The 20,861-nt window shown below is 71.3% G+C and carries 10 protein-coding genes; 1 reads left to right on the forward strand and 9 read right to left on the reverse strand.

All coding sequences use genetic code 11. The annotated features are described in order from the left end of the window. The first annotated feature begins 117 nt into the window (after positions 1-117). Positions 118-363 carry a hypothetical protein gene (locus LGM42_RS27620; RefSeq protein ID WP_226233837.1) on the forward strand — a complete coding sequence of 82 codons (246 nt, stop codon included), beginning with the start codon at positions 118-120 and terminating at the stop codon, positions 361-363. A 22-nt stretch (positions 364-385) separates the two neighbouring features. On the opposite strand, the gene LGM42_RS27625 is transcribed toward LGM42_RS27620, so the two are convergent. The 9 genes from LGM42_RS27625 to LGM42_RS27665 all read right to left on the reverse strand — a co-directional run bounded on the left by LGM42_RS27625 (position 386) and on the right by LGM42_RS27665 (position 20,860). Further along, positions 386-1,636, reverse strand: coding sequence for a phosphatidylserine decarboxylase family protein (locus tag LGM42_RS27625; protein WP_226233845.1), 1,251 nt, complete (start codon positions 1,634-1,636; stop codon positions 386-388). A gap of 541 nt (positions 1,637-2,177) precedes the next feature. Then, complete coding sequence (treY, locus tag LGM42_RS27630) at positions 2,178-4,943, reverse strand: malto-oligosyltrehalose synthase (RefSeq protein WP_226233846.1); 2,766 nt, start codon at positions 4,941-4,943, stop codon at positions 2,178-2,180. Beyond that, positions 4,940-7,177 carry a 4-alpha-glucanotransferase gene (gene malQ / locus LGM42_RS27635; RefSeq protein WP_226233848.1) on the reverse strand — a complete coding sequence of 746 codons (2,238 nt, stop codon included), beginning with the start codon at positions 7,175-7,177 and terminating at the stop codon, positions 4,940-4,942. Before malQ ends, treY begins: the two co-directional genes overlap by 4 nt. Further along, a complete protein-coding gene (treZ, locus tag LGM42_RS27640) occupies positions 7,174-9,045 on the reverse strand; it encodes a malto-oligosyltrehalose trehalohydrolase (protein WP_226233849.1) in 1,872 nt (623 codons plus the stop codon). The genes malQ and treZ overlap by 4 nt, the downstream gene beginning before the upstream one ends. Beyond that, on the reverse strand, positions 9,042-11,174 hold the full coding sequence (gene glgX / locus LGM42_RS27645) for a glycogen debranching protein GlgX (RefSeq protein ID WP_226233850.1): 2,133 nt from the start codon (positions 11,172-11,174) through the stop codon (positions 9,042-9,044). Before glgX ends, treZ begins: the two co-directional genes overlap by 4 nt. 36 nt (positions 11,175-11,210) lie before the next feature. Next, positions 11,211-13,421: a 1,4-alpha-glucan branching protein GlgB gene (gene glgB, locus LGM42_RS27650; protein ID WP_226233852.1), complete on the reverse strand. Its 2,211-nt coding sequence runs from the start codon at positions 13,419-13,421 to the stop codon at positions 11,211-11,213. Beyond that, the gene (treS, locus tag LGM42_RS27655; RefSeq protein ID WP_226233868.1) at positions 13,418-16,828 is read right to left on the reverse strand and encodes a maltose alpha-D-glucosyltransferase; all 3,411 of its coding nucleotides are present in this window, start codon (positions 16,826-16,828) and stop codon (positions 13,418-13,420) included. Before treS ends, glgB begins: the two co-directional genes overlap by 4 nt. After that, positions 16,828-20,220, reverse strand: coding sequence for an alpha-1,4-glucan--maltose-1-phosphate maltosyltransferase (locus LGM42_RS27660; RefSeq protein ID WP_226233854.1), 3,393 nt, complete (start codon positions 20,218-20,220; stop codon positions 16,828-16,830). The genes treS and LGM42_RS27660 overlap by 1 nt, the downstream gene beginning before the upstream one ends. Before the next feature lie 151 nt (positions 20,221-20,371). Then, positions 20,372-20,860: a phage protein NinX family protein gene (locus tag LGM42_RS27665; RefSeq protein ID WP_060310417.1), complete on the reverse strand. Its 489-nt coding sequence runs from the start codon at positions 20,858-20,860 to the stop codon at positions 20,372-20,374. Position 20,861 lies beyond the last annotated feature (1 nt).

Raw genomic sequence — 20,861 nt, forward strand, 5'->3', positions numbered from 1 at the left:
CGGGAGTGGTTGGCACGGTCCCTGCATGCCCCTGACGTCGCCGGCGCACGATACGCGCCGCATGCCGATGCGACGCCGTCGTCGCATCGAGCGCAGCCGTCAACCGGGGAAACGAGCATGCTGACTGCCCACGAATTCGCCGCACTGTTCCTCGCGCATCACGCGCCGGAACAGATCCAGATCGATCGCGACGACGTCGTCGCGCTCGTCGAACGACGCCTGATCGTGATGGAGCACGACGACGCGTCGGGCGCGCACCGACCCGCGCTGACGGCCGACGGCCTGTCGGTGCTGCGAGGCGTGCAGCGTCATGACGCCGCGGGTGCCCACGCGATCGGCCTGCACGATGTGACCGACGGGTGATGCGCAGGGTCGCGCACCGCGCTCACCGCGCGACCGCGACCGGCGCATTGACCTGCACGACGGGCGGCTCGCCTTCGAATGGCGGCGCGTACAGGAAGCGGTCGATTACGCCGGGCTCGAACAGCAGGCAGTAGGTCGAGCCGCCGAACTGGAAGTAACCGATCTCGTCGCCCTTGTCGACGCGCTGCCCCGGCACGACCTCGACCACGCACGATGATACGTCGCCCATCCCGACGAACACGGCCGCCACGGTGCCGATGCCCGGATCGTCGCTCGCGATCGCGATCACCGCGCGTGCGGCCACCGCCGTCATGTAGCCCTGCGAGTCGTTGAGCCCGGCCGGGTCCGGGCCTTCCGCTTCGGCGACCGAATAATAGGCGCCGTCTACCCGATACGCGTGCGTGACGACGCCGCGCACCGGCGCATGCCAGCGGTGATAGTTGTACGCGCTGAGGTAGGCCTGATAGACGTCGCCGCCGACGAAGCGCTCGGCGAGCGGCAGCCAAGCGGGCGTGAAGAGGTCGCGCAGCGAATACGGCTGCGACTTGATCCAGAACGTGTCGCGTAGCTTCACGTTGGTTTCGGCGTGATAGGGCGCGGCTTCGCACGCGCTGACTATCACGTGTGGATCGTCCGGAGCCGCGACGGGTCGCGCGCCATCGCGAAAGCGCCGCGTGAAGAAGTCGTTCCACGAATCGAAGCCCCAGTGCGGCTGGTCTTCGCGATACTGGAACTGCGACAGCCCCAGACGCTTGCGTGCTGCGTCGCAGAACCAGCCGTCGGGCGCGGACGTGTCGAGATGCGTGCGCGAGTGCGGGCCGCCAAGGAAGTCGCACCAGACGTTCAGCACGCGCTTCAACTGCGCGTTCACGGCCGCGTCGCGAAACACCGCGTGGCCCGACGGCATGCACATCGGCCAGTCGAAGAACGCGTTCAGCGGGCACACGATCAGGCTTTCCTCGCTGAACGGCGGCGTGTAGGTCATCAGATGGTCGAGCACGGTCATCAGCTCGCCGATCGACGCGTAGCCGAGCCGGTATCCCGATTCGCACGCTTCGTCGATCGCGCGGGTCAGGCTCATGCGCAGCACCGCGTTGTCGTCGAACAGCCGCGCGAGGTCCTGCACGGCCGGCGTGCGCAGCCGCTCGCCGGCATGCGCGCGGGCTTCGTTCGCGATTTTTTCGCGGAACGCGGCCATGCGGGATTCCTCGGTGGCCATCCATCCGCCGAGGCGGCGGCGTGTGGCGGGCGGCGTGTTGCGATTCGTCGGCATCGTCACCTCCGGAACGGTTTCGGTCGAATCAGCGGAGCAAGATGCTTGCCCGGCGGGCGGCACCGAAATTGCTGCGTTCGGGCGACCGGTTTCTTTCGATGACTCAGGAGAACGGAATGGCTACAGCTTCGAATGCACGACAGACCCACGATGCAGGCTCGACGGAAGAGCGTCGCCGCGACGGGCAGCGTACCGTGACGCCGACGCGTACGCGGACTCGTGTGCGAGCGCAGGCGGTACCGCGCGACGGCGCGCGGCGGGCCGAGCGAGCTGACCGCGGCGCAAGCGGAAACGGGCCGGTGACGCCGAGCCGCGGAGAAGAGGCGGCAAAACCGCTGTGGGAAGACGACCGCGGCGAGATGCCGCCGGAAGAGTGGTCGTAAGGTCGTTGACGCAGATCGTCGGCTAAACGAAGTAGCTTGCGGTCGGACGTTGCGGGTGAAAGTCGATTACGCATTTGAACGATCGATTATTCACGGCACGTTTTGCACAAAATCGATCGCGGGCCCGCTCCCTGGCTACCGTCAATCGGACATCGCCTTCAGTTTTCATGCCGCGCCGCGACGAGCACCGCCACAGGCAACTCGGCCAGACAGCGATCGAGCGCCAGCACACCATCCGGCGCATCGATCGCGTCCCCGGCGTTCAACGCGTCTGTCCAGGGCCCTTCAACGCCGCGCGGCAGCACGACGGCCGTATCGCCCCATCGCGCCGGTTCCACGCGCGGCAATCCGGGCGCTTCGCCCAGCAACCGGCACGCGAGCCGCGTCGCGACCACCACCACGGTCGCCGCATCGTCGCACCGCGCGAACGCCACCGCATGCCGTGCCAACTTGCCGCGCACGCGCAGCGGAACGTACGCGCCATCCGCGAACGTCGCCGGCCATCGCGCGCGCAGCGCCAGCATCCGCTCGATCAGCGCGCGCTTCACGCGCGCGTCGGGCCATGTCGGCAGATACGACGCAACGGGCGCGTCGATCGCTTCGGCCGCCAGCGTCGCGAACGGTACGTCGCGCCGGTTGTCCGGATCGACGAGCGAGTGATCCCATGACTCGGTACCTTGATACAGATCGGGCACGCCGGGCGACGCGATCCGCAGCGCCGTCTGCGCGAGGCTGTTGACGACGCCGGCCGGCGCGATCCGCGCGACGAACGCATGCAGCCGATGCGGAAAATCCCCGGCGCCGCGCGGCGTCAGGATCGCGCGAACGAATGCCTCGCAGCCGCGCTCGTAGTCAGGCTCGGGCGCGAGCCAGTCGGTGTGCTGCTTCGCTTCGCGCAGCGCCTTCGTCTGCCATTGCACAACGCGCGTCGCGAGCGCGTCGAGGCCGGCCGCATCGTCGGGTGCGAGCGCGGGCGGCCAGCAGCCGACGAGCGTCTGGTACAGCATCGCCTCGGCGGCCGGCCCGGGCGTCCACGCGAGGTCGCGGTGCGCGCCGCCGCGATACGGCAGGTTCAGCGCCGACCAGTCGAGCGATGCCGCGCGCCACGCATCGGGCGCCTCGCTGAGCACCGCCAGCCGCGCACGCGCGTCCTCGCCGCGCTTGTGGTCGTGCGTGGCCGTCGCGACGAGCCCGTGCGGCACGGTGCGCGCGCGACGCCGGTTGCGCGCATGGAACGCGCCGCGCGACAGGCTGAAGTCGCCGGCGTCGGCGCCGACCTCGTTACGCGACAGCAGCCGGCCATAGCGATAGTTGGCCGTATCCTCGACACCCTTCGCGGCCAGCGGCGCGGTGAGCTGCGCGAACGCGACGCGCGCCGCGAGCAGCGCGTCCGCGTTCGCGCGCGGCACGCGCACGACCGGCAAGCCGAGCCACGCGGCGACGCGCTCGAGCGCGAACCGGTCGGTCGGATCGACGGCCGCATACGCACCGTCATACGCGTGGGCGAGCACGCGCCGGTCGGCGTCGGCGAGTTCGTCGCCCGGCGCCGGATACAACCTGTACACGGGCAGCCGCACCGCGAGTTCGCCGAGCACGCGCTGGATCGCGAGCCGGCTCACGTCGCGCGTCGCGGGCGACGCCCGCGCGATCCCGTGCAGCAACCGCGCGACGCGCGCATGCTCGACGGCGAGCTGACGCATCAGCACGCGCCGCTTGCCGTCGAGCGCTTCCTCCGCGAACGTGCGCGCCGAACCCGACACGGCCGCCCAGTGCGCGGCGAGCGGCGCGGCGCCGGCCGGGTCGTGCAGCAGCGCGCCGACGTCGTTCATGAAGTCGTAGCCGGTCGTGCCGTCGACGGCCCAGTCGCTGCGCAGCGCCTCGCCGGGCGCGAGGATCTTCTCGACCACGACGTAGGGCCGCGCGTCGCGCTGCGCGGTGAGCCGCGCGTGCAGCCGCCGGCAGTACGCGCGCGGATCGGCAAGGCCGTCGACGTGATCGACGCGCACGCCATCGACCAGCCCGGCCGCGTGGAGGCGCAGCGGCAGCGCATGAACGGCGTCGAACACCGCGTCGTCTTCGACGCGTACGGCCGCGAGCGTCGCGATGTCGAAGAAGCGCCGCCAGTTCAGCTCGTCGGCGGCCGTGCGCCACCACGCGAGCCGGTAGTGCTGGCGTTCGAGCAATCGATGCAGGCAGGCGCGCGAGCGGGCGCGGCGCGGGTCGGCGCCGCGCAATACCGCGTCGAGTGCATGCGGGCCGTGCGCGGCCGAATGATCGCGCAGCGCCGCATGGGCGGCGGCCAGCCGCGCGCTGCCGCGTGCCGGCGCGGCATCGAAGCGCTCGGCGAGCGCGTTCAGGTCCGCGCGGTTCGCGATGCGCAGGATTTCCGCGTAGGTGGCGGCGGCCACGGGCAGCCGCCGCCCGGGACACGCGATGTAGAAGCGGCCCGCGGCCGGATCGGCGCGCAGCGTGATGTCGCCGGCCGCGAGCGCATCGCCGTACGGCGCGCCGAGGCACGGCAGCAGCACCTTGCCGTCGAGCGCCGGGTCCGGCGGATGCCAGTCGATGTCGAAGGTGCGTGCGTACGGGCTCGCCGGCCCCCATTCGAGCACGTCGTTCCACCAGCCGTTCGACGACCCGCCGACGCCCATGTGGTTCGGCACGATGTCGATGATGATGCCGAGGCCGCGCGCGCGCAGCGCATCGACGAGCCGCAGGAAGCCGGCTTCGCCGCCGAGTTCCGCGCTGAGCGCGCCGTAGTCGACGGTGTCGTAGCCGTGCAGCGAGCCGCGCTCGGCCGTCGACACCGGCGACAGGTACAGGTGGCTCACGCCGAGCCGCGCGAAGTAGTCGGCGTGCGCGGCCGCGTCGTCGAACGTGAAGCCCGCGTGCAACTGCAGTCGCAGCGTCGCGCGCGGCGTCATGAGCGGCGCCCCCGCGAACGGCGCGCATGCACGACGGCGGCGATGCGCGTGCGCACGTCGGTGTCGAACAGCGTGTCGACCGTGCGCGGCAGACGCTGCCGCCAGTTCGGATGGCCGCACGGCGGCCCCGGCAGGTTTGGCTGCGCGTCGAGAGCGAGCAGATCCTCGAGCGGCAGCAGCGCGAGCGGCGACGGGCTGATCGCGACGTAGCCGAGGATCGCGTTCACCGGCGGCATGTCGGCCGGCGGCACCGCGGCGCCGGCCGGCGCGCACCCGGCCTGTTGCAGCGCGTGCCACAGCGCCGCGCGCTCGGTGGCGCGTTCCGCGTGGGCGGCGAGCAGCTCGGGCGGCGAAGCCGGCGGCGGCGGCTTGCCCGGCTCGGGGCGCTGCACGGTGTCGTGTCCGAACGCCATGCGCTGCACGATCTCGTCGGAATCGTGCGCGCTCGCATCGTCCGGCGCCGGGGCGGCCACGTCGCGCGGCGGTGTGTCGTCGCGCCGTTTACCGGCTTCGGCGTCGGCGGCGACGCGCCGCCATCCGAGATCGACGCCGCGCCACCAGCCGGCCACGGTCGGCAAGTCGTGCGTCGAGGTGGTCGCGATCGCATCGCGATCCCATGCGGACGGCGGCCGGAACGCGCCGTTCGCGTCGCGCTCGAACCACAGGACGCGCATGCCCGCGACGCCCTGCGCGCCGAGCCGTTCGCGCAATCCGGCCGGCACGGTGCCGAGATCCTCGCCGATCGCGATCGCGCGATGGCGGGCCGCCTCGAGCGCGACGAGCCGCACCAGATCGTCGAGCGGATAGCGCAGGTACGCGCCGCTGCGCGGCGAGCCGCCGTCCGGCACGATCCACATCCGCGCGAAGCCGAGCACGTGATCGATGCGGATGCCGCCCGCGTGCGCGAACGCGGCGCGCAGCAGCTCGATGAACGGCACGAAGCCGTCCGCGCGCAGCGCGGCGGGCGTCCACGTCGTCACGCCCCACGCCTGGCCGGCCGCATTGAACAGGTCGGGCGGCGCGCCGAGCGACACGCCGCGCAGCAGCGTCGTGCCGTGCGCCCACGCGTCGCTGCCGGCGCGATCGGAACCGACCGCGAGATCGGCGATCAGCCCGGTCGCCATGCCCGCGCCGCGCGCCGCGTGCTGCGCGTCGCCGAGCGCGCGCGACGCGCACCATTGCAGGAAGGTGTGAAACGCGATCGTGTCGGCATGCGCGTGCGCGAACGCGTCGACTTCCGCCGATCCCGGCATGCGCCATTGCGCCGGCCATTGCCGCCAATCCGCGCCGATCCCGTGCTCGATGCAGAACGCCTGCAGCGCATCGAAGCGCGCGTGCGCGTCGAGCGCCGCGCCGCCCGCCGCGCGAAACCGCTGGTACGTGTCGCGCGACGGGTCGTCGCTCGCTCGCCATGCATCGAAGCATGCACGCAGACGGCGCAGCTTCGCCGGCAGCACGCGGGGCCAGTCGATCAGTGCGGCGTCGGCGTCGGCGTCGGCGACGGCGGCCGATGCGCGCGGCACGGCATCGGCGCCCGGCACCGCGTCGCAGTCGAGATACGCGACGTTGTGCCAGCGCCTCGACGACGGCGAATACGGGCTGTCGTGCGCGGGGAGGGCCGGAAAGCCGGCGTGCGTCGGGCTGATCGCCACGGCCTGCGCGCCGTGTCGCGCCGCGTGCGCGGCGAGCCGCGCGAGCGTCGTGTAGTCGCCCGCGCCGTCGTCGCCGGTGCGGCGCAGGCCGTAGAGCTGCGCGGCGATGCCCCAGCGGCTGTTCGCGTCGCGTGTGCGCGCGAACGCGTCGAACGGCCGCGCGCGCGGCGGTGCGATCGCGAGCCCGATACGCTGCTCGCCGACGTCGAGCGCGTGATAGCCGGCCATCGCGAGCGGCGGCAGCGTGCCGTGTTCGCCCGTGCCGCCCACGCGCCCGTCCACGTGCCCGCCGCTTTCGAGCGAGATCCTGAAGCGCGCGCCCGGCGCCGCGACGGTCGCGGGCAGCGTCAGCGGCAGGCCGGCGTCGCCGGTCACGGTACGCGGCGGCGCCGCGTTCGCGTCGGCGAGCGCCGCCGCGCTGTCGACCCGCTGGATCGCGGTGCCGCACGGCCAGCCGAGCGCATCGACGAGCGCGACGAGCGCGTCGTCGTCCACGCGCCGCGCGACGCCGCCCGCGTCGGTCCAGTCGGGCTCCAGCCCGGCCGCACGGGCGAGCGCCGCGATCGGAACGTCGGTCGTCATGATGAACTCCGTCCGTTCGCGCGGTGATGCCGCGCATCCTGGTTGACCGCGCCGTCGCGCCACGCGATACACGCGCGGGGCGGCACGTGCCCGCCCGGCAGCCGGTCGCGCGCGCGCGGCGGCGTCTCGAACACGATCTTGCCGACCGGCAGCGCGGGCAGCGTCGCGTCGTGCGAGCCGAGATTCAGCGCGATCGTCAGCGTGCTGCCGTCGCCGAGGCGCCAGCGCGCGGTGAGCGCGGGCGGGTCGCCGTCGCCCGCGAGCAGATCGACGCCGAGCGACCGCGCGCCGGCCAGGTGCGGCGTCACGAGCGCCGCGCGCACGGCCAGCGCGCTGCGGTAGAAGCGCCGCCACGCGGCCGCGTCGGGCCACGATTCGTCGGGCGGATGGTGCAACGACGAGCGCACGAACGTCGCGATGTCGTTCGGATCGGGAATCGCGTCGCGATGCGCGGCATCGGCGAACGCGGGAAACGCGGCGAATTCGCGGCGCCGGCCTTCGCGCACCGCGTCGGCGAGCGCGCCGCGATAGTCGGTGAAGAACTGGAACGGCTGCGTGCTGCCGTCTTCCTCGCCCATGAACAGCAGCGGGATCGACGGCGCGAGCAGCATCAGCGCGGTGGCCGCGCGCACCGCGTCGTCGTTCGCGAGCGCGCGCAGCCGTTCGCCGAACGCGCGGTTGCCGATCTGGTCGTGGTTCTGCAGAAACACGACGAACGCGGTCGGCGGCAGGTGCGCGCTCGGTTCGCCGCGCGCGGCGCCGTCGTGCAGCGGCGACGGTTCGCCCTGATACGCGAAGCCTTCGCCGAGCGTGCGCGCGAAATGGCGCAGCGGCGCGTCGGCGTACGCGCGATAGTAGCCGTCGCGCTCGCCGGTCAGCAGCACGTGCGCGCTGTTGTGGAAATCGTCGTTCCATTGCGCGTCGAAGCCGCCGGGGCCGAGCAGGCTCGCGGTATTGCGCTCGTTCTCCAGCACGAGATGCACGTGGCGCGCGTCGCCCGCGTGCGCGCGTACGCGGCGCGCGAGTTCGCGCAGCCATGCGTCGTCGCCGATCGCGTGCGCGGCGTCGATGCGCAGCCCGTCGAAACGGTATTCGTCGAGCCAGTACAGCGCGTTGTCGATGAAGAACGCGCTCGTCTGCGGGCGGGAGAAGTCGATCGCCGGTCCCCACGCGGTCTGCCGGTCCGCGCGGAAGAATTCGGGCGCGTAGCGCGGCAGCAGGTTGCCGTCGGGGCCGAAGTGGTTGTAGACGACGTCGAGGAACACCTGCAGCCCGAGCCCGTGCGCGGTGTCGACCAGCGACTTCAGCTCCTCGGGCCGCCCGTACGACGCGTCGGGCGCGAACGGCAGCACGCCGTCGTAGCCCCAGTTGCGCGCGCCCGGGAACGCGTTGACGGGCATCAGCTCGACGGCGGTCACGCCGAGTTCGGCGATCGTCGGCAGCCGCCGCTCGACGGCCGCGTAGCCGCCGCACGCGCCGACATGCAGCTCGTACAGCACCGTCTCGTGCCACGGGCGGCCGCGCCATGCGTCGTGACGCCAGCGGTACGCGGTTGGATCGACGATCTGGCTCGGCCCGTGCACGTCGTACGGCTGGAAGCGCGACGCGGGATCGGGGACCGCGAGCGCGTCGTCGAGCAGGTAGCGGTACAGCGTGCCGGGGCCGCACGGCGCGACCGTCTCGAACCAGCCGTCGCCGGCCGGCGTCATCGGAATCGCGCGGCCGCCTTCGTCCTGCAGCTCGACGGCGGCCGTGCGGCTCGCGGGCGCCCACAGCCGGAAACGCGTGTGGTCGCCATCGACGCAGGTCGCGCCGAACGACGATTCGAATGCGTGCGTGCCGGTTGGGCGGGCGGAACGGGATGTCATGGCGATCCTCGGGAAGGAGACTGATCGGGCGGCGGCACGGCCGCGACCGCGATCGCGGCCGCATGCGCGGCGACGTCGAGGCCCGCTTCCGGCCACCAGCGCGGGCCCGAGTCGGGCGTCGCGGTGTCGAGCAGGATCCGGTAATCGAGTACGGGCGCGGGCGGCATGAACGTGATGGTGTCGGCCGATGCGTTCAGCATCACGAGCAACGCCTCGGTGCGTCCGGTGCGGCCGGTGCCGACGCGCCGCATCGTCAGCGCGCGGCGTTCGCCGTCTTCCCACGCGGGGACGGTCAGCGCGTCGCCGCGTTCGTCGAACCATTCGATCTCGCGCATGCCCGGCGCGCCGTCGCGGTCGCCCGACGGGTAGCGCGGCGCAGACATCACCGGGTACATGCGCCGCAGCGCGGCGAGCCGCGACACGAAGCGGGTCATCTCGATGCCTTCGTCGCCGTGCGCCAAGTCCCAGTCGAGCCAGGACAGTTCGTTATCCTGGCAATACGCGTTGTTGTTGCCCTGCTGCGTGCGGCCGAATTCGTCGCCCGCCACGAGCATCGGCGTGCCGAGCGCGGTAAACAGCGTCGCGAGCATCGAGCGCGCGACGCGCCGGCGCACGTCGCGGATCGCCGCGTCGTCGGTCGGCCCTTCGGCGCCCCAGTTCGCGCTGCAGTTGTCGTCGCGGCCGTCGCGGTTGTCCTCGCCGTTCGCGTCGTTGTGCTTGCCCGCGTACGACACCAGATCGGCGAGCGTGAAGCCGTCGTGCGCGGTGACGAAATTGATCGATGCCCAGGTGCGGCGCCGCCCGTGATTGAACAGGTCGGCCGAGCCCGACAAGCGTGCCGCCAGTTCCGGGCGCTGGCCAGCGTCGCCGCGCCAGAAGCGTCGCACGGTGTCGCGAAACCGGTCGTTCCACTCGGCGAAGCCGGGCGGATGGCGGCCGAGCTGATAGCCGCCGGGGCCGAGATCCCACGGCTCGGTGATGAGCTTGCGCTGCGCGAGCACGGGGTCCTGCCGCAGCGCGTCGAAGAACCCCGCGCCGGGTTCGAAGCCGTGATCCTCGCGGCCGAGCGTCACGCCGAGATCGAAGCGGAAGCCGTCGATGTTGAACGCGGTGGCCCAGTAGCGCAGCGAATCCATCACCAGCTGCACGACACGCGGATGCGACATGTTCAGCGTGTTGCCGCACCCGGTTTCGTCGACGTGGTAGCGCGGATCGTCGGGCCGCAGCCGGTAATAGCTCGCGTTGTCGAGGCCGCGCCACGACAGCGTGGGCCCGAGCTGGTTGCCTTCGCACGTGTGGTTGTAGACGACGTCGAGCACGACCTCGATGCCGGCCGCGTGCAACTGGCGCACCGCGATGCGCATTTCGTCGAGTCGCCGCGTCGTCAGATACGACGGCTCCGGCGCGAAGAACGCCGCCGTGTCGTAGCCCCAGTAGTTGCGCAGCCCGCGTTTCACGAGCTCGCGCTGCTGCAGGAACGCGTGAATCGGCAACAGCTCGACCGTCGTCACGCCGATCGACAGCAGATGATCGATGAACGCCGGATGCGCGAGCGACGCGAACGTGCCGCGCTCCGGCGGGCGCAGCCCGGCGCGGCGCATCGACGCGCCGCGGACGTGCGTCTCGTAGATCACGGTACTGCGCCACGGCACGTTCGGGCGCCGGTCGTTGCTCCAGTCGAACGCTTCGTCGACGACCACGGCCTTCGGCATCGCGGGCGCCGAATCGCGGCGGTCCATCGACAGATCGGCCCGATTCGAATGCACGCGATAGCCGAACAGCGCGTCCGACCAGCGGAACTGGCCGACCAGCTTGCGTGCGTACGGATCGAGCAGCAGCTTGGTCGGATTGAAGCGATGGCCGTTCTGCGGCTGGTACGGGCCGTCCGCGCGAAACCCGTACACGGTGCCCGGATGCGCGTTGGGCAGGTAGCCGTGCCACACCTCGTCGGTGCATTCGGGCAGGTCGAGGCGCGCGAGTTCCTTGCGGCCGGTCGGATCGAACACGCACAGCTGAATGCGATGCGCGTGCGCGGAAAACACCGCGAAATTGGTCCCGAGGCCGTCCCAGGTCGCGCCGAGCGGATAGCTGCGGCCGGATTCGAGACGGGTGGGGAGGGCGGTCGGCATGGGGCGGTTCTCCGTGTCGAGGGCGCGAGTGAGTGATCAGGCAGGGGTAAGCCACAGCGTCGCGAGCGGCGGCAGGCGCAAGGTCGCCGACCACGCCTCGCCGTGGGCCGGCACGGCTTCGGCCCACACGGCGCCGTCGTTGCCGGCGTTGGTGCCGCCGTACGTCGCGGCATCGGTGTTCATCAGTTCGCGCCAGTGCCCGGGCGCGGGCAGCCCGAGGCGGTAGCCGCTGCGCGGCACGGGCGTGAAGTTGCACACGGCGACGACGAGGTGCCCCGCATCGTCGCGGCGGGCGAACGCGAACACGCTGTTGTCGCGGTCGTCGCCGATCAGCCAGGAGAACCCGGCCGCGTGGCAGTCGAGCGCATGCAGCGCCGGTTTGGCCGCATACGTGCGGTTCAGATCCCGCACCAGCCGCTGCACGCCGCGATGCGCGGGCGCGTCGAGCAAGTCCCAATGCGGTGTCGCATCGTGCGCGAACTCCGACCATTGCGCGAATTCGCTGCCCATGAACAGCAGCTTCTTGCCGGGATGCGCCCACATGAAACCGAAATACGCGCGCAGCGTCGCGAGCCGCTGCCACGCGTCGCCGGGCATCTTCGCGACGAGCGAGCCCTTGCCGTGCACGACCTCGTCGTGCGACAGCGGCAGCACGAAGCGCTCGGAGAATGCATACACGAGCCCGAACGTCATCCGGTCGTGGTGATAGCGGCGGTGGATCGGGTCTTCGTGCAGATACGCGAGCGTGTCGTGCATCCAGCCCATGTTCCATTTGAAGTCGAAGCCGAGCCCGCCGTCGGCGGTCGACGCGGTGACGCCCGGCCATGCGGTCGATTCTTCCGCGACGGTGACGACGCCGGCCGGCGCGGACGCACCGTGCAGCGTGTCGTTCAGCCGGCGCAGGAACGCGACCGATTCGAGGTTCTCGCGGCCGCCGTGCACGTTCGGCACCCACTCGCCTTCCTTGCGCGAATAGTCGCGGTACAGCATCGACGCGACCGCGTCGACGCGGATGCCGTCCACGTGATAGCGGCGCGCCCATGCGAGCGCCGACGCGACGAGGAATGCACTGACTTCGGTGCGCCCGACGTTGAACACGCACGTGTTCCAGTCGGGATGCATGCCTTCGCGCGGATCGGCATGCTCGTACAGCGCGCTGCCGTCGAATTGCGCGAGCCCGTGCGCGTCGTTCGGAAAATGCGCGGGCACCCAGTCGACGATCACGCCGATGCCGGCCGCATGCGCGCGATCGACGAACCGCGCGAAACCCTCGACCGGCCCGAAGCGCGCGGACGGCGCGAACTGCGCGAGCGGCTGGTAGCCCCACGAGCCGCCGAACGGGTATTCGGCGATCGGCATGAACTCGACGTGCGTGAAGCCCATCCCCTTCACGTATGGAATCAGCCGCTCGGCGAGTTCGTCCCACGTCGCGCTGCGGTCCATCTGTTCGGGGATGCGCTGCCACGATTCCGGATGGACCTCGTAGATCGACCACGGCACGCGATAGCGGTCGTCGTTGCGCGGCCGCGCGTGCATCCAGCCGTCGTCGTGCCATGCGAACGCGTGGAGCGCCGCGACGTCGGCGACCACCGATGCCGTGCTCGGCGGCGCCTCGGTCGCGCGCGCGCACGGGTCGGCCTTGTGCGGCAGCACGCGCCCGTCGGCCGCGCGCAGCTCGTACTTGTAGCGCTCGCCCGCGCCGATGCCCGGCACGAACAGCTCCCATACGCCCGACGGCCGCCGCAGCCGCATCGGATGGCGGCGCCCGTCCCATGCATTGAAATCGCCGACCACCGATACGCGCTGCGCGTTCGGCGCCCAGACCGCGAAGCGCACGCCGTCGGTATCGTCGATGCGCACCGGCGTCGCGCCGAGGCAGTCGAGCACGGCATCGGGATCGCCGGCCGAGAAGCGCGCGAGCGCCGCTTCGTCGAGCAGCGTGCCGAATGCATACGCGTCGTCGGTGACCTGGTGCGCGTTCGGCCAGTCGATCGCGAGCAGGTAATGCGGCCAGCCGCCGTCGTGCGCGATCGTCCCCGCGAAGCAGCCGGCGCGATCGATGCAGGCGAGCGCGCCGAGCTCGGCGCCGTCCGGCGACAGCGCGCGCACGCGCTCCGCACCGGGCAGCAGCGCCCGCACGACGATCCGGTCGGCCTGTTCGTGCGGGCCGAGGCATGCAAATGGGTCGGGATGGCGGCCGGCGAGCAGCGCGTCGATATCGGCGCGTTCGAACAGCGTGTCGGTCATGGGTGTCCTCCGTCGTCGGGCAGCACGCCGTCGCCGAGCAGCCGGTCGACCAGCGCCGCGAGCCCGCCGACCGGCACGCTCAGCCAGTCGGGCCGGTTCGCGGCTTCGTAGCACAGCTCGTACGACGCCTTGTCGATGAGAAACAGCGCGAGCAGGCGGTCCGCGTAGTGCGGATCGACGAAGCGCGCGGGCGCGTGGTCCGCGGCCGCGCGATAGCATTCGACGAAGCGGTCGGCGGCGGCCTGCCCGAAGCGGTCGAACAGCGCGCGCTTGCGGCCGGCGGCCTGGGGCGGCGCTTTTTCGATCGCGAACTGCGCGGTCGCGCTGACGTATGACAGCGAGCGCAGCAGGCCGGCCACGTCGCGCAGCGGATGCGATTTCGCGCGACGCCGCTCGAGCGGGCGCGCCGGTTCGCCTTCGAAGTCGATCAGCAGCGCGTCGCCCTGCACGTCGAGCACCTGGCCCAGATGGAAATCGCCGTGAATCCGCGTGCATTGCGCGTCGAGCGTGCGCGGCACGAGCTCGCCGAGCGCCAGCACGGCCGCGTCGCGCGACGCGAGCAGCGCATCGGCCGACGCGCGGGTGGGCGCATCGAGCGCATCGAGCCGCGTGCGCAGCACGTCGAGCGCGCGCTCGAACGATGCGATCGCGTCCATGCACCAGCCGTCGATGTGATCGGGCGTCGCGCGCGCCGGCGCGAACGCGGGATCGTCGGACGGCTGCGCGAGCGCGACGTGCAACTGGCCGAGCCGCGTGCCGATGATGCCCGCGAACGCCGCGTAGCCGAGCAGCGCGTCGGGTTCCTCGTCCGTTTCGGCCGCCTCGCCTTCGTCCGCGGCCGGCAGCGCGAGTTCGTCGATCGCGCGCCGCAGGAAGTCGAACGAGCGCGTCCACGCATCGCCCTGGTTGTCGACGTAGCGCTGCAGGATCGCGACCGTATGCGGCGTGCCGTCCGGATCGACGTGCACGACTTCGCCGGCCAGCGTCGCGGTGTTCGCATAGCCGATGCGCGTCAGGTGCCGGCTCATTTCCGCTTCCGGATGAACGCCGTGCGCGACCTTGCGCACCAGCTTCAGCACGATCGCGTCGCCGATCACGAGCGAGCTGTTGCTCTGCTCGGCCGCGAGCCAGCGCACTTCCGCGTCGTCGCCCGGATCGAGCCCGGCGAGCGCGTCTTCCGGCAGAAAGGTGAGCCGGCCGCCGTCGGACGTGGGCACCGTCGCGCCGTCGCGCAGCTTGCGCAGCATCCCGCGCGCGAACGCCGGCAGCGCGAACGCGTCGGTCAGGTAGCCGACCGTATGGCCACGCCGCACGCGCGCCAGCGCGAGTTGCGCGAACAGCGGATGGGACGTCTCGCCGCCCCACGCGGCCGCGAGCGGAACCACGTAGCGTTCGACGCCGCCGTCGCTCGCCGACACCCATGCCTCCGCATACTGGAACGGCTCGTCCGGAATCGGCGTGACGACGTTCAGCCACGCGTCGCCGATCTTGCGGTCCTTCGATGCGAACCAGCGCCGCCGCGCGAGCCATGACGCAAGCGCGTCGTGCGCGAGCGTGTGCAGCTGCGAGACGTCCGGCCGCGTGTCGCCGCGCCGCATCACGAGCGTCACGTATTCGGGCAACGGTTCCGCGTGCGGCTGCCGCCACGACGGCTCGCGGCCGTGCTCCGCGAGCACGAACCAGAGGAATCCGTACGGCGGAAAGGTGAGGAGATACGGGAGCTGGCCGATCGGCGGAAACGGCGAATCGGACGTCATCTCGATCGGCACGCGGCCCGCGAATTCGGACAGGTCGAGCTCGACCGCCTGCGATGCGCGCGACAGGTTCGCGACGCACAGCAGCGGTTCGTGGCCGTCCAGCTCGCGCAGATACGCGAGCACCTTGCGGTTGTCCGGGCGCAGGAAGCGGATCGTGCCGCGCCCGAACGCCTGCGACGCCCGGCGCGTCGCGAGGATGCGCCGCGTCCAGTTCAGCAGCGAATGCGGGTCGCGCGTCTGCGCCTCGACGTTGATCGCGTCATAGCCGTACAGCGAGCCCATCACCGGCGGCAGCACGAGCAGTTCGGGGTCGGCGCGCGAGAAGCCGCCGTTGCGGTCCGACGACCACTGCATCGGCGTGCGTACGCCGTCGCGGTCGCCGAGGTGGATGTTGTCGCCCATCCCAAGCTCGTCGCCGTAGTAGATCACCGGCGTGCCGGGCATCGACAGCAGCAGCGAATTGATCAGCTCGATGCGGCGCCGGTCGCGCTCCATCAGCGGCGCGAGCCGCCGCCGGATCCCGAGGTTCAGCCGCGCGCGCCGGTCGCTCGCATAGGTCTGCCACAGCAGGTCGCGCTCCGAATCGGTGACCATCTCGAGCGTCAGCTCGTCGTGGTTGCGCAGGAACACGGCCCACTGGTTGCTCGGCGCGAGCGCCGGCGTCTGGCGCATGATGTCGAGGATCGGGAAGCGGTCCTCGCTCGCGATCGACATGTAGATGCGCGGCATCAGCGGGAAGTGGAACGCCATGTGGCATTCGTCCTCGTTGCCGAAATATTCCTGCACGTCTTCCGGCCACTGGTTCGCTTCCGCGAGCAGCATCCGGTTCGGGTATTCGGCGTCGATCGTCGCGCGGATCCGCTTCAGGATCGCATGCGTCTCCGGCAGGTTCTCGTTGTTGGTGCCTTCGCGCTCGACGAGGTACGGCACCGCGTCGAGCCGCAGCCCGTCGATGCCGAGGTCGAGCCAGAAGCGCATCACCTGGATCACTTCGCGCACGACGGCCGGGTTGTCGAAGTTCAGGTCGGGCTGGTGCGAGTAGAAGCGGTGCCAGTAATACTGGCCGGCCACCGGGTCGTGCGTCCAGTTCGACGTTTCGGTATCCAGAAAGATGATCCGCGTGCCCGCGTACTTCGTATCGGTGTCGGACCACACGTAGTAATCGCGATACGTGGAGCCCGGCTTCGCGCGGCGTGCGCGCTGGAACCACGGATGCTGGTCCGACGTGTGGTTGATCACCAGCTCGGCGATCACGCGGATGCCGCGCGCATGCGTTTCGCGGATGAAGCGCCGCACGTCGGCCAGCGTGCCGTAGTCGGGATGCACGTCGCGGTAGTCGGCGATGTCGTAGCCGTCGTCGCGTCGCGGCGACGGATAGAACGGCAGCAGCCAGATCGTGTCGACGCCGAGCTCGGCGATGTAGTCGAGCTTCGCGATCAGGCCGGGGAAATCGCCGATGCCGTCGTTGTTCGAATCGTAGAACGACTTCACGTGCACCTGGTAGATGATCGCGTCCTTGTACCACAGCGGATCGTCCGCGCAGAGCGCGGGTTCGCGGCGGCGCGCGCGGCGCCGGCGCGGCGTGCCGGCCGGCGCGAGCGACGGGAATTGCGCGCGGCGCACGTCGTCGAGGGAATCTTCGCGTTTCATCATCCGTGGGCTCCCGAGGAAGATCGGGCGTCGTCCGGCGCGGGCGTCGCCGCCCGCGCGGTGCCCGGAGGCGGCGCGAGCCGCCAGATGGCGTACGGCCGCACGTGCGGATCGAGCGACACGTACTGGCGCTGGCCGCGCCAGGTTTGCGCGTGCGCGGCGTCCTGTTCGAGCGCATCGAGCGGCTCGCCGTCGGCCAGCCCGAGGCCGCGCCACAGCGCCGCATCGAGCGTGAAGTTGGCGGCCTGCGGATGCCACGGGTCGAGGCTGATCGCGACGACCACCACGCTGTCGAACGCGGGCGTCGCCTTCATGAACACGAGCACCGAATCGTTGTCCGCGTCGACGAACGTGAGCCCGAGATGCGTCTGCAGCGCCGGGTGATCGCGCCGCGCGCGGTTCAGCCGCGCGATTTCCGCGCCGATGTGCGCGGCCTTGCTCCAGTCGCGCGCGCGCAGCTCGTATTTCTCCGCATCCGCGTATTCCTCGCTGTCCGGCAGCGGCGCCGATTCGCCGAGCTCGAAGCCCGAGTACAGGCCCCACGAGCCGGCCAGCGTCGCCGCGAGCGCCGCGCGGATCACGAACTGCGAGCGCGGCGCGTTCTGTAGGTGGCGCGGGTTGATGTCGGGCGTGTTGACGAAGAAGTTCGGCCGGAAGAATTCGCGCGCGGGGCCGGCCGTCAGTTCGGTCAGGTAATCGATGAAGTCGCGCTTCGATTCGCGCCACGTGAAATACGTGTAGGACTGCGAGAAACCGACTTTCGCGAGGCGATACATCATCCCCGGGCGCGTGAACGCCTCGGACAGGAACACGACGTCCGGATGCCGGCCGCGCACGTCGTCGATCATCCACGCCCAGAACGGCAGCGGCTTCGTGTGCGGGTTGTCGACGCGGAAGATCCGCACGCCCGCGTCGACCCAGAACAGCACCGCGTCGCGCAGCGCGAGCCACAGGTCGGGCAGCGCGTCCGGCGCGTAGAAATCAGGGTTCACGATGTCCTGGTAGCGCTTCGGCGGGTTTTCGGCGAAGCGCAGCGAGCCGTCGGGCCGCCACGCGAACCAGCCCGGATGCGCGGCGAGCCACGGATGGTCGGGCGAGCACTGGATCGCGAAATCGAGCGCGATCTCGAGCCCGTGCCCGCGCGCGGCGTCGACCAGCGCGCGGAACGAATCGAGCGTGCCGAGCTGCGGATGCACGGCCGTGTGCCCGCCGTCGGGCGAGCCGATCGCATACGGGCTGCCGACGTCGTCGGGGCCCGCGGTCAGGCTGTTGTTGCGCCCCTTGCGGGCCGACGTGCCGATCGGGTGGATCGGCGGGAAATACAGCACGTCGAAACCCATGTCGCGGATGCGCGGCAAATGCGCGATCACGTCGTCGAACGTGCCGTGCCGGTGCGGATCGTCGCTCGCCGAGCGCGGAAACATCTCGTACCAGCTCGAGAAGCGCGCCTTGCGGCGTTCGACGTCGACGGGGTAGGTCGTCGCGTCGTGCGTGACGAACGGGCGGTAGCGCAGCGCCGCGTACGCATCGGCGAGTTCGGGCGCGCCGATCAGTGCGAGGCGGTCGTCGGGCGACGCGTCCTTGAGCTCGGCGGCGAGCCGTTCCATCTGCTTGCGCGCGCGCGGATCGGCCGGCTCGGCGTGCTTCAGCGCGGTCGCGAGCAGCAGTTGCGCTTCGCGCACCTCCAGCGTGACGTCCTGGCCGGCCGCGCGCTTCTTGGCGATATCGGTGACGAGCGATGCCCAGTCGTCGCGCCACGCGACCACGCGGAATTCATGACGGCCGAGCCGGTCGAGCGAGACGCGCGCGTGCCAGCGGTCGTTCGGCTCGGCTTCGAACGGCACTTCGCGCCAGGTATCGTCGTCGGCGGCGCGCCACTGAAGCACGGCCGCCAGATGCGCGTGGCCGTCGGTGAAGATCGACGCACCGACGACGAGCGGCTCGCCGATCACGCGCTTGATCGCGAAGCGGCCGCCGTCGACCGACGGCTCGACGCGCTCGATCGCGATCCGGTCGGCCGCGAGCGCCGCCGACAGCACGGTGCGCTCACGTGCGGCGTCCGGGCGTGTCGTGACGGGCGGCGCCCGCCACGCGTGCAGCAGCGCATACGCGCCGGGCGCGAGCGCGAACGGTTCGAGCGCGGCAGGCGGATGCGCGTGCGCGCCGGCCTGCGTGACGACGCGCGTGAAGCCGCCCGGCACGCCGGGCAGGATCGTCGCGGGGTCGAGCGTGGCGGGCGCGTCGAGATCGGGATTCAACGCGATCAGCAACGCCGCGTCGTCATGGTCGAGCGACGGGCCCGTACCGCGCAGCAGCGCGGTCGCGTGCGCGGCCGGTGCGCTCAGTTGCACGATTTCGCCGCGCGTCGCCGCGACCGGGGTGGCGCGGCGCCACGCATTCGCATCGGCGAGCGCGCCCGACAGGTCGAAACGCGCGTGCTCGAATGCGGCGCGGTAACGTTCGGCATCCGCGTCGCGCGCCATCAGCGGCACCGTCACGCCGCGCTCGAATCCCATCGGCACGAGCCAGCCGGTGCCGACGGCCGCGGCCGTCCACAGCGCGCGGCGATACGCGCGGGCGACGGTGTCGTCCGACGCGTCGGGCCAGTCGTCAGCGAGACGCGGGCCGTCCGGCGCATCGGGGCACGCGATCGGCGCGCCGATCCGACGCAGCAGCCGGTGTTCGTCCGCGAACCACGGCGCGCGCAAGTCCCACCAGCGCACCGATGAAAACACCGCGTCGAACCCGGCGCCTTCGAGCTGCGCGAGCGCGTCGCGCGCATGGCCGGGCACGCCGGCGAGCACCGCGGCGTCCGGGCGTGCGCGGCGCAGCGCCGCGCGCCACCCCGGCCACCAGTCGGCCGGCAGATGATGCGGCGCGTCGATCAGGAAGCCGGCCGCGCCCGCGTCGGCGAACGCCGCGAGATGCGCGCACCACCATGCCGACAGCGCGTCGCGTACCGCTTCGTCGCCGGCGTTCGCATGCGCGATATCCAGCGCGTGCGCGGTGCCGCGCGGATCGATCAGCGCGTCGTCGTGCGTGCGCTCGACGTACCAGTCCGGATGCTCGGCGCGCAGCGGGTTCTCGCGTGCGATGCGATCGGGCACGACTTCGAGCAGCAGGCGCAGCCCGTGGCCTTTCGCCAGTTGCGCGAGCCGCGAGAGGGTTTCGAGCGCGCTCGCGCGCGTCTCGAACGAGCGGGCCGGCCGCCGGAAATCGGCCACGTGGCGCGGAAAGCCGGCGACGCTCGCGGCCCAGAACGCGCCGACCAGCACGTGGTCGAAGCCCATCCCGGCGATATGCGCGAAGGTCTGCGGCCACGCGTCGAGCGGCCCGACGAGGCGGGCGTCGCAGAAGTAGAGGTGTGGAGCGAACGGCGGTGTGGAGTCCATGGCGTGGCGCGGGCGGATGGCGGCGAGCGGTAACGCAGCGGCATCGCAATCGGTGTGCCTGCTGCGCGATCACCGGCGGAACAGGGCGTGCACGGGAAGGCGGTTTGAAGGGGCCTGTCGTTTTTACATGACCGCCGAGGCCGCACCTGTATTACATGCGCGGGATGGACCGAATATCCGAGCTGTCGCCCGTCGCCGGATCATCGTCCGTATCCGGAATCGGCACACCGGGGTCATAGCGCACCACCTTGCCGTGTTCGATCCGATGCGGGAACGACGGCGGCGCGTCCACGTCATCGCCGAAACGCGCACGCACGAACGCGCGCAGCAGCGCCACGCGCGCGTCGCGGCCGTGGGCGCCGCAGGTCGACGGGCCGTCGACGAAGGTGGCGTCGCATTCGACGTCGTCGCCGTGACGCGCGATCCGCAGGTCCTCCACGCGATCGAGCACCGCACCGGCGTCGGCCCACGACGCCGACGGCGCGAACGGCGCGTCGAGATGCCGGAACGCGTCGCAGGCGGCCGTCACGACGACGGTCGGCGCGACGGCCGTGAAGCGCAGCGTGTCTTCATCGTCGGCGCACAACGCGCGTGCGCACCAGTAGTCGAGATCCTTTCCGTCGAGTGCGTCGGTTCGCATG

Source organism: Burkholderia sp. AU39826 (assembly GCF_020419965.1).
Lineage (GTDB): Bacteria > Pseudomonadota > Gammaproteobacteria > Burkholderiales > Burkholderiaceae > Burkholderia > Burkholderia semiarida.

Bases quoted from the DNA above. Each gene is read 5' to 3' on its own strand.
- LGM42_RS27620 (WP_226233837.1), top strand. From the start codon at position 118: ATGCTGACTGCCCACGAATTCGCCGCACTGTTCCTCGCGCATCACGCG.
- LGM42_RS27625 (WP_226233845.1), bottom strand. From the start codon at position 1,636: ATGCCGACGAATCGCAACACGCCGCCCGCCACACGCCGCCGCCTCGGC.
- treY (WP_226233846.1), bottom strand. From the start codon at position 4,943: ATGACGCCGCGCGCGACGCTGCGACTGCAGTTGCACGCGGGCTTCACG.
- malQ (WP_226233848.1), bottom strand. From the start codon at position 7,177: ATGACGACCGACGTTCCGATCGCGGCGCTCGCCCGTGCGGCCGGGCTG.
- treZ (WP_226233849.1), bottom strand. From the start codon at position 9,045: ATGACATCCCGTTCCGCCCGCCCAACCGGCACGCACGCATTCGAATCG.
- glgX (WP_226233850.1), bottom strand. From the start codon at position 11,174: ATGCCGACCGCCCTCCCCACCCGTCTCGAATCCGGCCGCAGCTATCCG.
- glgB (WP_226233852.1), bottom strand. From the start codon at position 13,421: ATGACCGACACGCTGTTCGAACGCGCCGATATCGACGCGCTGCTCGCC.
- treS (WP_226233868.1), bottom strand. From the start codon at position 16,828: ATGAAACGCGAAGATTCCCTCGACGACGTGCGCCGCGCGCAATTCCCG.
- LGM42_RS27660 (WP_226233854.1), bottom strand. From the start codon at position 20,220: ATGGACTCCACACCGCCGTTCGCTCCACACCTCTACTTCTGCGACGCC.
- LGM42_RS27665 (WP_060310417.1), bottom strand. From the start codon at position 20,860: ATGCGAACCGACGCACTCGACGGAAAGGATCTCGACTACTGGTGCGCA.